The following is a 14394-nucleotide window of genomic DNA, read 5'->3' on the forward strand; positions in this document are numbered from 1 at the left end:
GCAAAAAAACTAGCTATTAATCAATAGACAGGGATGCTATTGAATACGGTAGATACCACTTAAATCAGTAGTGGTTTGTACCATTGATAGATTGACAACTACCTTTTCAAAACACTTTAGCCTATATCAAATCGCAAGGATGCTAACTATGATATCGAACAAACCTTGGCTTTCTCAATATCCAGCCGGTGTGCCAAAAACCATTAATCCCGATAGATATAGCAGCATCATGGAGCTGTACGAAGAATGCTTCGATCGCTTCCGTGGGCACCCAATGAGCATCTGTATGGGAGTGACTCATACCTATGGTGATATCGATAATGCTTCGATGGCAGTCGCTGCTTGGCTACAGAACCAAGGCTTGCCAAAAGGCAGTGTCGTCGCTTTGATGATGCCAAACGTTCCACAGTATCTGCCAACCATGATTGGCATTTTGCGTGCAGGCTACGTTTGCACCCCTGTTAATCCTCTATATACTGGCCGAGAGTTACGCCATCAGCTTAACGATTCTGGTGCTCAAGCAATTTTTGTGGTTGATAACTTTGCCCAAGCGCTTGAGCAAGTCATTGAAGAAACGGCTATCAAACGTGTCATCCTATCGAAAATGGGCGATATGATGGGTTTGAAAGGTATTTTGGTCAATACAATTATTCGTCAGGTCAAACGCTTAGTACCCAAGTACAATCTCAATGACCCTAAATACCATGTCACTAAGCTTCCTGAAGTATTGAAAAAAGGTAAAAACCTACCTTTTCAGCAACCAAAAATGTCTTTGGACCAAAAAGCATTTTTGCAATACACAGGTGGTACCACAGGACTTTCGAAAGGCGCTATTTTGTCACAGCGTAATATCGTAGCAGCAGCGATGCAATCAGAAGCATGGACTCGCCCTATCACGTCAGAAATCAACGAAGTGTATATCAATATGGTGATGGCACTGCCGTTGTATCATATTTTTGCATTTATGCTTAGCCTACTTGGTATGCGTTCAGGCTATACCTTTATACTAGTACCTAATCCACGTGATATTCCTGGATTTGTTAAAACCTTGTCAAAACAGCCGTTCCATATTTTCCCTGCGGTCAATACCCTCTTTAAGGGATTGCTCGATAATCCAAACTTTAAAGATTTGGACTTTAGCGCTTTGCGTATCTCACAAGCTGGTGGTATGGCGGCTACTGAGCAAACTGCGAAGCGCTGGTTAGAAGTGACTGGCTGCGCGATGATCGAAGGTTGGGGTATGACAGAAGGCGTTGCCGTCGGTACCGCCAACGTTATTACCAATCGTGAGTTTAATGGTACTATCGGTGTACCAGCCCCTGGTGTCGATGTCATTATTATCGATGAAGATGGCAAGCATGTAGGTTTAAACGAAGGGGGCGAGCTATGTATTAAAGGCCCTAACGTAACCTCTGGATATCTCAATAGAGACAGTAGTGCTGATTTTACTAGTGATGGTTATTTCCGTACTGGTGATATCGTCAGCATGGACGACAAGGGTTATATTAAACTGCTAGATCGTAAGAAAGACATGATCTTGGTTTCAGGATTTAATGTATTCCCGAACGAAATTGAATCTGTGATGCTTGACTGTGATGGTATTCTTGACTGTGCGGTAATTGGCATTCCTGATAGTCATCAAGGTGAAGCGGTTAAAATATACGTAGTACCTGAAGACAATAATGTTACCAAAGAAGTGATTACAGATTTTGCGCTAGACAATCTAACGGGTTATAAGTGTCCACGCCACATTGAGTTTGTGAGCGACCTACCAAAAAGTAATGTCGGTAAAGTACTGCGTCAAAAATTGCGTGAAAAACACAATGCAGACTACCCGCAAGTATAAATAGAGACAATTTTTAAAAAATTCTAAAAACATGAATTTATTTTTACTAAGGGCATCTTACAGTAATTGTAAGATGCCCTTTTGTATATTTATTTTCTGTCATTCAACTATAAAATTTCTCTATTATAATTACTACAAATCTACTTTTATATCCAATTATATGACATTTTTTGAATAAATTTCATGTTAATTACTTGATAAGAAAGTAAATTATTTGTCTAGGTATTTTCTGATTATTCAACATATATTATTTCATTTATCAAATTTAACTGTAAACTATCAAGTTCTTGTATAAGAATAACAGACACGGTTGTAGTTATGTTAATGTATTGCCAAAATGTGTCACTATACTTTCTGTTATTTTGATCTTATATAGTTATGACTAATATCGATTGATTAGCAGCATTACTAGTAGCTATTTTCATTACCAAAACATTAATTGGTTTTTTAATCTGATGAGATATTTATGCTCTGTGATTAAATCAAACTTTATAAGGGCCCCGTATTTTAGCAGTATGTGAACATATAGGATAGCACTCGACAATTTCTTGCTAATGGAACAGCGATTTAAATTGTTGACATGGATGTGACTACTTTTTTATAGAGCCTTAATTTATTTTAATATTTAAGGACGCTAATCATGACTGTAGATAAACCTTGGCTTGCTCAATACCCGGAAAACGTACCCAAGACGATTAATCCTGATCAGTATGAAAGCCTCATAGAGTTATATGAAGAGTGTTTTAACCGCTTTCGTATGCATCCGATGACTATCTGTATGGGTGTTACGCATACTTATGGTGATGTTGATAACGCTTCACTGGCAATAGCAGCATGGTTACAGGCTCAAGGTTTACCTAAAGGTAGCGTGGTGGCTCTCATGATGCCAAACGTTCCACAATACCTACCGACTATGATTGGTATTCTGCGTGCAGGTTACGTTTGTACACCTATCAATCCATTATATACAGGCCGTGAGCTGCGTCATCAATTGAATGACTCAGGTGCTCAGGTTATCTTTGTCGTTGACAACTTTGCTCAAGCACTTGAGCAAGTTATTGAAGAGACCAATATCAAACGTATCGTGCTATCGAAAATGGGCGATATGATGGGTCTGAAAGGTATTTTGGTCAATACAGTCATCCGTCAGGTCAAACGCTTGGTTCCAAAATACAACCTGAACGATCCTAAATACAATGTCACTAAATTCCCTGAAGTATTGAAAAAGGGAAAAAACCTACCTATTCAAGCACCAAAAACTACCCTACAACAAAAAGCGATCTTGCAATATACAGGTGGTACGACTGGATTATCTAAAGGTGCTGTCCTAACACAACGTAATGTCGTTGCTGCTGCTATGCAATCAGAGGCATGGTATCGCCCTGTGACCTCAGGTATAAACGAAGTATACATCAATATGGTTATGGCCTTACCGCTGTATCATATTTTTGCCTTTATGCTGAGTTTGCTCGGTATGCGTTCAGGTTATACCTTTATCCTAGTACCTAATCCGCGCGATATGCCAGGGTTTATTAAAACGTTATCAAAACAACCGTTCCACATCTTCCCTGCTGTGAACACTCTATTTAAAGGTTTACTTGACCAGCCAAACTTTAAAGACTTGGACTTTAGCTCGCTACGTATTACGCAAGCAGGTGGTATGGCGGCAACCGAGCAAACCGCAGCACGTTGGTTAGAAGTAACTGGCTGCCCCATGGTTGAAGGTTGGGGTATGACTGAAGGCGTGGCTGGTGGTACTGCCAACGTTATCACTGACCGCAAGTTCAACGGTACTATTGGTATACCTGTACCGAGTGTCGATATTATCGTGGTTGACGAAAACGGTGAGCGTGTTGGCATGCATCAAGCAGGCGAGATGTGTATCAAAGGTCCAAACGTCATGTCAGGATACTTTAATAAAGACAATAGCAATGACTTTACTCGCGATGGCTACTTCCGCACTGGCGATATCGTTAGCATGGATGAGAAAGGCTACTTTACTCTACTAGATCGTAAGAAAGACATGATCTTAGTTTCAGGCTTCAATGTATTCCCGAATGAGATCGAGTCAGTTATGCTCGATTGTGATGGCATCGTCGATTGTGCTGTGATCGGTATTCCTGATGAAAATCAAGGTGAAGCGGTTAAAATTTACATCGTACCTGCCGATAATAACGTCACTAAAGAATTCATTAAAGAATTTGCGCTGGACAATTTGACTGGTTATAAGTGTCCACGTCATATTGAGTTTGTTAGTGAACTACCAAAGAGTAATGTTGGTAAAATACTACGTCAAAAACTTCGTGAACAGCATATGTCAAATAATCCTCAAACGTTGTAATACTTGCCCTGCTATTTAGAGTAAATAAAAGAAGAAGCCCACTATTATTGTAGTGGGCTTCTTCTTTTCAGCATTAAGAAAACCGATTTGATTAGCTTAGTTTATTCATTACCTGTAATGGCAAGTGCTTCATCGCATGACTGACCATAGACCAAGGCAGGCTCGGCACACAGGCTTCATCCACACCCGCTTCGATAGCCGCGACAATTGCTTTAGTACCAGTATCTGTATCGACTTCAAATGGCAATGGCTTAGAGCCTTCGTTGATTTCAGTGCGAATATAACCTGGGTAAATTGTAGAAACTTTGATAGGAAGATTGGTCAAAAGCATATCAGCACGAATGCCTTCTGCTAAATGGGCCAAGCCAGCTTTACTTGCACCATAGGTTGTCAGATGCCTAGGCAATCCACGCATGGCTGACATGCTCGATATCACGACCAAATGCCCACTATTCTGAGCACGGAAGATATTCATAGCGGCTTCACACTGTGCCAGTGCTGCTACAAAATTGACATCAGCAGTGCGACGGTTGGTTTCAAAATGCCCTTTACCAATGCGGCGACTATCACCAATACCTGCATTAACCACTACTCGCTCAATGCTACCGAAATCATCTGCAAAAGCATCAAACACTTGAAAAACCGTATCATAATCACTTACATCTAGTGCTTGGTATTCGACTCGAATATTAGGATACTTGTCCATCATTTCCGATTTTAGATGCTCTAAACGATCAGTGCGACGCGCACATATGGCCAAGTTGTAGCCAAGGCTAGCAAACAGTCTGGTCATACCCTCGCCCAGACCTGAACTAGCACCTGTGATAAGCACCGTTTTACCTGTGCCTACTTGCTGCTTACTCAGGTCTTTTAGATAGCTTGCAGGTCGAACCGCGCCTACTATCTGGTTTTTGCTATGGCGCGCACTTTTAGCAACCAATTTTATTAATTTATTTTGCATGTACCATCCTTTGTATATCGATATTGTACAGAATCAAATTGGTAACTTTTTAGTATAAACGTCGATAAGGCTTATACTTTAAACAGATATGACACTACATTATTCGCAAATCATATGTAAATTTATCGCCATGTCACGAATGGTTTACCATCAGAGAATAAATGACTGTATTCATTCAAAGACAATAAGCGAGAACTTTGATTCTTTAAAGTAATAGAGGTCACACCCGTATTAACCAAGCTTTTATTCAACTGATAAGCAGTCTGACTGCCTTGTCGCAATAACTGAGCAGTGATTGCAGCAATGACACCGCCTGAAGTGAATACAAGCACGGTGCTGTCCTGATCTAAGCTCATACTTGCTACTTTTGTACGTACTTGTTCAAGGGCTTGCTGTGCACGATCATTAAACTGTGGCCAACTTTCAAGATAATCTTGATCATTGTCACCAGCATGCCAACGTCGCATCGCTTGATCAAATAGCTCTGCCAGTCGGGTGGCTGGGGATTCTGCTTTGGCGATTTCAGCTGAGATGTCAGATCGATTACCAGATGCCTCTGCTGACTTAACAAACACGTCTTTATGATTAAACTCATCAAACTGCGGCAGAATATAACTATCAGGCTGATCAAAGTTGATTACAGGCGCAGTAGCTATGCCATTGCTATTATTAACATGTACAGACGATTGGTAACGCTCCCAAAAATGACGTGCTGAGTCTTGCTGCCGAACCAACCTACCGGTAAATATGGCATCAATACGGCGCTGTGTGGCTGCATAGTGCTGACCTAACATTTGGGCTTGGACAGTGCCTAGTTCTGAGAGTTGATCATAGTTTTCTTGTCCAAAAGACGCTTGGCCATGACGTGCTAAAAGTATGGTTGTCATAAATTCTTACCTTTTATCATATTTGCTAAAGTACGGTTTGCTGAATGCTTACGCTTCAGGAGAGTCAGGTGCTTTTGCAAAATAACCTTTTGGTAAAATACTTTTGACCACTTTTTGAACAGGGCTTGGTAACTGCTCGATAGCAGCAGCATCTACGCCTATGTCTTCTAAATGCGGTTGTACATGCGCATTGAATAAGGCTTCGCCTTCATATTGCGCAATTAGTTTCAAACATTTAGCATGCATGACATGTATAACGAGCCAAGCGTTTTTGAAAGCTGGATTGGTAGTTTGCTTATGATAATAACGATAGTAGATTTGCTGAATAATGCCTGAGAGGCGGAACAATCCAAACACTTCATAAAAGGTCCAATTATCTATCTCTAAACCAGACTGTTTTAGATAATATTCAACCACTTCATCGCGCGTCATCATGCCTTCTACATGTGTTGGCTGACGACGGAACTGCTGCATGATAATATTATCATCTTCTTCAATCCAGTAAGCCAATGCACTACCCAAGTCCATCAATGGATCGCCAAGGGTTGCCATCTCCCAGTCGAGCACGCCAATAACTTTGGTCGGCTCATCCGCATCAAGTATGACATTGTCAAAGCGCCAATCATTATGAATGATACAAGTTTTGCTATCAGCAGGCGTATGCTTAGCAAGCCATTGTCTAACCAGTGCAAAGCTTGGTACGTTTGGCGTCTTTGCTTTGACATAACGTTTATCCCAACCACTGATCTGGCGTTCACAGTAACCTTCACCGCGGCCCAAATTGACCAAATCAGGATGCTCGGTATAGTCTATCTGATGTAACTCTACCAAAGCGTCTAATACATTGGTGCAAAGCAGACGCGTTTGCTCAGGATTTAGATCGATACCTTCTGGTAATTCTGCACGAGGGATAATACCTTCCATCCGCTCCATTACATAAAAATCAGCGCCGATAACAGCTTCATCCGTACATAGCGCAATCATCTCAGGTACATAAGGATAAGCATCTTTTAAAGCTTTTTGAACGGTGTACTCACGCACCATGTCATGGGCAGATTTTGCCTTGGTACCTTTTGGTGGACGACGTAATATGAGGTCTTGGTTTTTATCTTCACCCTCATACTGTAGTCGATATGTCCAGTTTGATGCGCCGCCTGAGAACTGAGTGACTGTAGGCTCGCCTACCACGTCGACACCTTGACCGCGAAGCCATTCACTGACTGCTTTGGCATCAAGCTCTTCACCCTCGCGTACGGCACCGCCTTTGTCTAGTACTTTATTATCAGTTGCCATGAGACATTCCTTATCATGTGGTCATTTATTTTTATAACAGATATGCGAGCTAGTTCTCAATTCAGTTTATCTCACTCTTCTCACTATTTTTGAAATAAGGACTCGCTTTAGTGATGAAAAATTCACTACTAAGTCGTTAATAGTGAATTCTTAATTAGTTTGTTGATTGGTTTATTCTTGATAGTTGCGTGAGCAAATCAAAACTAACTCACACAACCGTTTGTTAAGATGAAACTTAAGGCTAAACTTTGTCAGATTTAGCAGAACGACTAAAGCCCTGACGTTTCAGTTCTAGCTTAGCAATCATGGTTTTATGTACTTCATCTGGACCATCTGCTAAACGTAGTACACGTGCTTGCGCGTAGAAATTCGGTAGCAAGGTATCTTGGCAGACGCCCATACCACCATGAATCTGAATCGCCATATCGACGACTTCTTGTAGCACAGTTGGCGCCACTACTTTGATAGCAGAGATTTCAGTCAATGCGGCTTTGGTGCCCTGAGCATCCATTTTTTGGGCGGCGTACAATGTGAGCAAGCGTGCTTGGTCGATTTTGATACGGGCTTCGCTGATACGCTCAAAGTTACCACCCAATTGTAGTAATGGCTTACCAAAGGCAGTACGTGACATACCACGCTTGACCGCTAATTCAAGAGATTTTTCGGCAGCACCGATGCAGCGCATGCAATGATGAATGCGGCCTGGTCCTAGACGACCCTGTGCAATCTCAAAACCCTTACCAGGTCCACCAATAAAGTGGCTGACTGGCACACGCACATTCTCGAAGCTAATCTCACCATGACCGTGCGGTGCATCATAATCGCCAAACACTTTGAGCATGCGTTTAATATTCACACCCGCTGTATTAACTGGTACCAGTACCATCGAGTGCTGATGATGACGGTCTGCGCTTTCATCCGCGGTATAGGCCATCACAATTAAAATATCAACCGCAGGATCACCCAGACCTGATGACCACCACTTGCTACCATTGATGACAATCTCATCACCATCGACCACAGCAGTTGCTTGCATATTAGTGGCATCGCTTGACGCCACATCAGGCTCAGTCATACAAAACACTGAGCGGGTCTCACCTTCTAATAGCGGCGTGAGCCATTTGTCTTGCTGTTCTTGCGTACCATAGCGCCATAATAGCTCCATATTGCCGCTGTCAGGCGCATTGCAGTTAAACACATGCGGCGCGAGCAAACTGCGACCCGTCAGCTCTGCAATCGGTGCATAGTCAGTGACTGAAAGCCCTGCACCTAACGTATCGTCAGGTAAGAATAAATTCCATAAACCCTCCTCGCGTGCTTGTTTGCGTAGGTTATCATAAGCGTCTGGCCACTCCCAGTTTTCCCAATTACCATCAGGATTTTTCTTATGACATTCTTCCCAGAATTGGGCTTCGATGGGCTCAATATTCGTTTCAATGAACGCTTTGACTTTGGCATGCATGGCTTGACCATGTTCTGTTGCGGTAAACATTAAATTGTCGTTAGACATAAATGACTTCCTTTTCTTTATTGATTGTCTAAATCGGGTTTTGACAAAAAGCTCTGCTAGATCTTTAATGCGAGCCTTAGTGTACGGACGTATACTGTTTTCTGTATCCTACATTTATAACACAGCGTTTATGATTAAACAGCAAAAAGGCGCGACCCGTTAGGACACGCCTTTTACAAAATACAAACAGTGTATTGCTGAATATATGACCGCTAAAATACTAGCTATCAGACATCATAATGATATCTAACACTATTTTAGAATATTCAAACGGCTGTTTAGCTCAAAACGTGCAAGCGCGTCTGGCAGTTTGTCCACTGCCATACTGAGCGTTGCTTCTGCTGCTTGCGCAAGGCCTAGCTTCTCTGCCAGCGTCGGCTTCTGACGTGAATGTAATGCGTACACTTCGCTGTTTTCCATACGTTCTAGAATGTAGCTGTCAGAGGTTTGCAAGCTGTCAATCAGGTTAAGCTTTAAGGCATCTTCGCCATACCAGTGCTCACCTGTGGCTACTTTGGCAACATCCAACGTTGGACGATAAGTATTGACAAAGTGCTTGAATAACTCGTGCGTCTGCTCTAACTCTTCTTGGTATTTGGCACGATCTTCGGCATCATTTTCACCAAATACAGTCACCGTACGCTTATAGTCGCCCGCGGTAAACATCTCATAATCGACGTCATGATTTTTGAGCCATTTATGAAAGTTTGGCAATTGTGACACCACGCCGATTGAGCCAATGATAGCAAATGGCGCTGCCACGACATTGTCTGCCACGCACGCCATCATATAACCGCCGCTCGCCGCCACTTTGTCGACGCAGACCGTTAGCTTTAGGCCAGCGTCCTTTAGACGAACCAATTGCGCGGCTGCCAAACCATAACCATGTACCAAACCGCCGCCTGACTCGAGGCGTACGATCACTTCATCGCCTTTATTTGCGGTACTAATTAAAGTACTAATTTCTTCACGCAAATGTTTGACCGCAGTTGCTTTGATATCACCGTCAAAATCGAGCACAAAAACTTGCGCCTTGTCATCAGGATGTTTTTTCTTATTTTTAGTTTTTGCTTTCAATGCCTGCTTGGCTTTTTTTGCCATTGTTTTTTTGAATGCTTTAAGCGCAGCTTTGCCTTGGGTGGCTTCCATCAAATCTTCGCGACGCTGCTTTTGCGCTTCATTTAAATGTCTTACTTTTAGCTCAACAGGGTTTTTTTGTGGATGAAATAGCATGATTACAAATCCTCAAGTCAGTAGGTATATCAACATAGATGTTTTTATTCAGGTACGGTTGATATGCGCACGCTCGCTGGTATTTTCAAGCAAAATGACAATATTTAACCTAATATAGATATCGCTCAATAAATACAGCCGATACCAATGCATGGCTACGCTTTGATTGAACTCAGCCGGTTGTATAACAAAGGTAGATTAGGCATAATATGCGTTTATATCAAATTTTCTGCAGCCAACGTGATGACCATATGTCTTGATCGCGTTGTTTGTGTGTTTTTTTGGCAAATCGCTTGAAACGCACAGCAATGGCTGCATTATTGTACTTCGAATTGGGCTGATAACTGGATAACAATATTATGACGCAAAGCACTATGACGCAAAGCGAATACCGAGACGAATATTGCGGAGCTGTAACTGAGAGCTTGCTTGAGCAAACCATTAGTATCGTAGGCTGGGTACATCGTCGTCGTGATCACGGTGGCGTGATTTTCTTAGACATGCGTGACCGCGCTGGTATCTTGCAGGTAGTAGTCGATCCTGATACACCAGAAGCTTTTGCAACCGCTGATGCGGTACGTCCTGAATACGTACTAAAGATCACTGGCCGCGTACGTCGCCGTTATGAAGGTACTGAAAATAACAATATGACCAGTGGCCAAATTGAGCTATTGGGTAAAGAGATTGAAGTACTGGCCAAATCTGAAACCCCGCCATTCCCGTTGAATGACGAAAAAACGACCGTATCAGAAGACCTACGTCTAAAGTATCGCTACCTCGATATGCGCCGTCCGCAAATGCAAGAGCGCATGGTGTTCCGTGCCAAGGCGACTTCAGCGATTCGTCGTTATTTAGACGATCATGGCTTTTTGGATGTTGAGACGCCTATCTTGACTCGTGCAACACCTGAAGGTGCGCGTGATTATCTTGTGCCATCACGTACGCGTCCTGGTAACTTCTTTGCCCTACCGCAGTCGCCACAGCTGTTCAAGCAATTATTGATGGTGTCAGGTTTTGACCGTTATTATCAAATCGCTAAATGCTTCCGTGATGAAGATTTACGTGCCGATCGTCAGCCTGAATTTACACAGGTCGATATCGAGACGTCTTTCTTGAACGAAGAAGAGATCATGAACATCAACGAAGGTCTTATCAAGCATTTGTTCAAGACCATGATGGATGTTGAGTTCGAGCAATTCCCTCGCATGACTTACTTCGAGGCAATGCGTGATTATGCATCAGACAAGCCTGACTTACGTATTCCATTGAAACTGGTTGACGTTGCAGATTTGATGAAAGACGTTGACTTCAAGGTATTTGCTGGCCCTGCGAACGATCCTAAAGGTCGTGTCGCTGCCCTACGCATTCCTGGTGGCGCATCATTAAGCCGTAAGCAAATCGATGCTTATACCAAGTTTGTTGGTATTTATGGCGCACGCGGTTTGGCTTATATTAAGGTCAATGACGCTAGCAGTATCAACAATGGTGTGGATAAAGAGTCTGGCCTACAGTCTCCAATTATCAAAAATATGACTGATGACGTGCTTGTGAGCTTGATCGAGCGTACTGCTGCAGAAGATGGTGACATTATCTTCTTTGGTGCAGATAAAGCCAGTGTCGTGAATGATGCAATTGGTGCATTACGTCAAAAAATCGGTCTAGATCTTGAAATGACGACTTGTGAATGGGCACCACTTTGGGTGACCGACTTCCCAATGTTTGAAGAGACTGACGATGGTCGTTGGACGTCGATGCATCATCCGTTCACTAAGCCTAAAGGCTCAGTTGAAGAACTGAAAAACAACCCAGAGTCTGCCCTTTCTATCGCTTATGACATGGTATTGAACGGTACTGAGATTGGTGGCGGTAGCTTACGTATCAACACTTATGATATGCAGCAAGCTGTACTTGAAGCCTTGGGTATTGGTGAGCAAGAAGCTGAAGACAAGTTTGGTTTCTTACTTGATGCTCTAAAATTTGGTGCGCCACCGCATGGCGGCCTAGCATTTGGTTTGGATCGTTTGATTATGTTGATGGTAGGCGCAAGCTCTATCCGTGACGTTATCGCCTTCCCAAAAACCAAAACAGCTGATTGCCCATTGACCCAAGCACCTGCTGGCGTTGATAGCAAACAATTACGTGAGCTTGGTATCCGTGTGCGTGAAAAAGCACAAGCTGATACCAGCAAGCCTGCTGAATAAATCGCTTAATGATGCGCGGTTGCTGTCTACAGTGCTTGTTACGTGATTCATTACCATGTGAGTGGTCATGAATCCGTATCATATTTTCAAAGTCGTGCCATTGTCTGTATTGCAGATGCTGGCACGTTTTGCCGCTTGGGTTATTATCAAGATACCCAGTCTAAGTATCATGCGTACCATTCAGATCAATATGGCGCTGATTACTCATACACTGTCTGAGCAGCAAAAGCGAGCGTTGACCAAAGACATTATTTATCATCAATGTCTGACCAGTATTGAATCTATAAAAAGCTGGGCGATGCCACCTGAGTGGAGTATCGCTCAGATTCGTGATGTCCATAATAAAGACATTTTTTTAGAGGGTCTTGCCAATCCAAATGGTATGCTTGCTATCGTCCCGCATCTCGGCACTTGGGAGATGATGAATGCTTGGCTCAATCAGTTTGGTGCGCCAACCATTATGTATAAGCCAGTTGACGGCAAATTCGCTAATGAGTTTATCCTTCAAGGACGAGCGCGACTTAATGCCACTTTGGTACCTACTGATGGTAGCGGCGTCAAAGCCGTGTTTAAAACGCTCAAGCAAGGTGGTTTTAGTATTGTACTGCCCGACCACGTTCCAGAGCCATCAGGCGGCGTTGTCGTTCCGTTCTTTGGTATCGAAACATTGACCAGTACACTTGCTTCCAAACTGGCCAGCAAAACCAAATGTGCGCTAGTTGGCTTATCTTGTATTCGCCGTACCGATGGACGCGGTTTTGACATTTACTGCTACAAACTCGACGATCCAGCCTTGTATGACCGTAATGCTGAAGTGGCGACTCATGCTCTCAATCAGGCCATGGAGCGTATGATTACAGACAACTACAGTCATTATATGTGGGGCTATCGACGTTTTAAGCGTATACCAAACTTAGGCAATCCTTACCGAAAAGATAAAGAGACTTTAGCAGCCTTTATCCAATCTCACCATTCTAGCGTTTCTAGTCGTTCTGCTAGTGATATCAACGATAGCGTTAAAAATGACAACGTTAAAAGCGACAATGCTAAAAACGATAGTACTGTTAAAAGCGATAACACTAAGCTCGACAATCATTAGTCATCACCAACCTAGCGTTGCACTATCTAGACGTACCATCAGTTTAGACGTACCATCAGTCACAGCTATGATAATATTGGCTGAACTCTATATCCTTTTACTTTTATTAGTCCTTCATTTATCTGACTATTATCTCAATACGAGTGCATTATGACATCTGACGTAACTAAGACCTCATCTACAGATCCTAAGCAAACCAGTACAAATGCTCCTGAACAGCGTTATATCATCTGTATGAAATGGGGCGACAAATATGGTCCTGAATACGTCAATCGTCTCTACAACATGGTTAGTCGACATCTCACCCTAGATTTTCAAATGGTTTGCTTGACCGATGACAGCACAGGTATTGACCCTGCGATTGCCTGTTATCCGATACCTGACATGGATTTACCAGCAGGTCCTGAACGTGGTTGGAAAAAACTGACTACCTTTAAGCCTGAGCTGTATGATTTAAAAGGTGTGGCCCTATTTTTAGATATTGATATCGTCATTGTCGATAATATCGATGCGTTTTTCACTTACCAAGCAGAACATGAAGACAGCGTCGTCATCATCCGCGACTGGAAAAAACCTTGGCGCATGATTGGCAATAGCTCCGTCTATCGCTTTAATATTGGTATGAATACCTATCCTGATTTGCTGTCCAATTTTGAGCGAAACTTTGAAACCATTCGCGCCCAAGTACGTCACGAGCAGGCCTATCTCTCTAACTATTTGCGTGAGCATCATCACCTAGAGTATTGGGACAAAACATGGTGTGTCAGCTTTAAGTATCAATGTATTGCGCCGATTCCTTTTAATTTTGTGCGCACACCTACTCTGCCGGATGATGCAAAAATCGTTATCTTCCACGGTGAGATTAACCCGCCAGATGCAATTGCTGGTAGTGGCGGTAAATGGTATCGGCATGTGAAGCCAAGCCCATGGTTAAAACACCATTGGCAATAAATGCTTAGCAATTAACCATATTTAGACAATTTATAATTAGCATAAAGGCCGTGTATTAAGATATAAGATAGG

The 14394-nt window shown here is 42.7% G+C and carries 10 protein-coding genes; 5 read left to right on the plus strand and 5 right to left on the minus strand.

The annotated features are described in order from the left end of the window. Positions 1 to 148: 148 nt before the first annotated feature. The gene (locus tag QL898_RS03640; RefSeq protein WP_290175829.1) at positions 149 to 1846 is read left to right on the plus strand and encodes an AMP-binding protein; all 1698 of its coding nucleotides are present in this window, start codon (positions 149 to 151) and stop codon (positions 1844 to 1846) included. A 640-nt stretch (positions 1847 to 2486) separates the two neighbouring features. Next, entirely contained in the window at positions 2487 to 4187 is a 1701-nt protein-coding gene (locus QL898_RS03645) for an AMP-binding protein (protein ID WP_290175830.1), read from the plus strand. A 91-nt stretch (positions 4188 to 4278) separates the two neighbouring features. On the opposite strand, the gene QL898_RS03650 is transcribed toward QL898_RS03645, so the two are convergent. From QL898_RS03650 to sohB, 5 genes are all read right to left on the minus strand, one after another. Next, positions 4279 to 5148 carry an SDR family oxidoreductase gene (locus QL898_RS03650; protein ID WP_290175831.1) on the minus strand — a complete coding sequence of 290 codons (870 nt, stop codon included), beginning with the start codon at positions 5146 to 5148 and terminating at the stop codon, positions 4279 to 4281. 122 nt (positions 5149 to 5270) lie between these two features. Then, the gene (locus QL898_RS03655) at positions 5271 to 6035 is read right to left on the minus strand and encodes a histidine phosphatase family protein (protein ID WP_290175832.1); all 765 of its coding nucleotides are present in this window, start codon (positions 6033 to 6035) and stop codon (positions 5271 to 5273) included. Positions 6036 to 6083: 48 nt separating this feature from the next. Beyond that, positions 6084 to 7328 (minus strand): phosphotransferase family protein, encoded by a 1245-nt coding sequence (locus QL898_RS03660; protein WP_290175833.1) that lies wholly within the window; start codon positions 7326 to 7328, stop codon positions 6084 to 6086. A 241-nt stretch (positions 7329 to 7569) separates the two neighbouring features. Beyond that, entirely contained in the window at positions 7570 to 8820 is a 1251-nt protein-coding gene (locus QL898_RS03665) for an acyl-CoA dehydrogenase family protein (RefSeq protein ID WP_290175887.1), read from the minus strand. Positions 8821 to 9090: 270 nt separating this feature from the next. Beyond that, positions 9091 to 10071, minus strand: a complete 981-nt coding sequence (sohB, locus tag QL898_RS03670) for a protease SohB (protein WP_290175834.1) — start codon at positions 10069 to 10071, stop codon at positions 9091 to 9093. Between the two features lie 374 nt (positions 10072 to 10445). Here sohB and aspS point away from each other — a divergent pair, with 374 nt between their 5' ends. The 3 genes from aspS to QL898_RS03685 all read left to right on the plus strand — a co-directional run bounded on the left by aspS (position 10446) and on the right by QL898_RS03685 (position 14322). Beyond that, the gene (gene aspS, locus QL898_RS03675) at positions 10446 to 12272 is read left to right on the plus strand and encodes an aspartate--tRNA ligase (protein WP_290175889.1); all 1827 of its coding nucleotides are present in this window, start codon (positions 10446 to 10448) and stop codon (positions 12270 to 12272) included. 67 nt (positions 12273 to 12339) lie between these two features. After that, positions 12340 to 13371, plus strand: a complete 1032-nt coding sequence (locus QL898_RS03680; RefSeq protein ID WP_290175835.1) for a lysophospholipid acyltransferase family protein — start codon at positions 12340 to 12342, stop codon at positions 13369 to 13371. Between the two features lie 234 nt (positions 13372 to 13605). Beyond that, positions 13606 to 14322 carry a glycosyltransferase gene (locus QL898_RS03685; protein WP_290175890.1) on the plus strand — a complete coding sequence of 239 codons (717 nt, stop codon included), beginning with the start codon at positions 13606 to 13608 and terminating at the stop codon, positions 14320 to 14322. Positions 14323 to 14394: the final 72 nt, after the last annotated feature.

Origin of the sequence: Psychrobacter sp. APC 3279 (assembly GCF_030407795.1) — a bacterium.
Classification (GTDB): Bacteria; Pseudomonadota; Gammaproteobacteria; order Pseudomonadales; family Moraxellaceae; genus Psychrobacter.

Coding starts and splice junctions, on each gene's coding strand:
- QL898_RS03655 (WP_290175832.1), bottom strand. CDS start 6,035: ATGACAACCATACTTTTAGCACGTCATGGCCAAGCGTCTTTTGGACAA.
- aspS (WP_290175889.1), top strand. CDS start 10,446: ATGACGCAAAGCGAATACCGAGACGAATATTGCGGAGCTGTAACTGAG.
- QL898_RS03650 (WP_290175831.1), bottom strand. CDS start 5,148: ATGCAAAATAAATTAATAAAATTGGTTGCTAAAAGTGCGCGCCATAGC.
- sohB (WP_290175834.1), bottom strand. CDS start 10,071: ATGCTATTTCATCCACAAAAAAACCCTGTTGAGCTAAAAGTAAGACAT.
- QL898_RS03665 (WP_290175887.1), bottom strand. CDS start 8,820: ATGTTTACCGCAACAGAACATGGTCAAGCCATGCATGCCAAAGTCAAA.
- QL898_RS03640 (WP_290175829.1), top strand. CDS start 149: ATGATATCGAACAAACCTTGGCTTTCTCAATATCCAGCCGGTGTGCCA.
- QL898_RS03680 (WP_290175835.1), top strand. CDS start 12,340: ATGAATCCGTATCATATTTTCAAAGTCGTGCCATTGTCTGTATTGCAG.
- QL898_RS03660 (WP_290175833.1), bottom strand. CDS start 7,328: ATGGCAACTGATAATAAAGTACTAGACAAAGGCGGTGCCGTACGCGAG.
- QL898_RS03685 (WP_290175890.1), top strand. CDS start 13,606: ATGAAATGGGGCGACAAATATGGTCCTGAATACGTCAATCGTCTCTAC.
- QL898_RS03645 (WP_290175830.1), top strand. CDS start 2,487: ATGACTGTAGATAAACCTTGGCTTGCTCAATACCCGGAAAACGTACCC.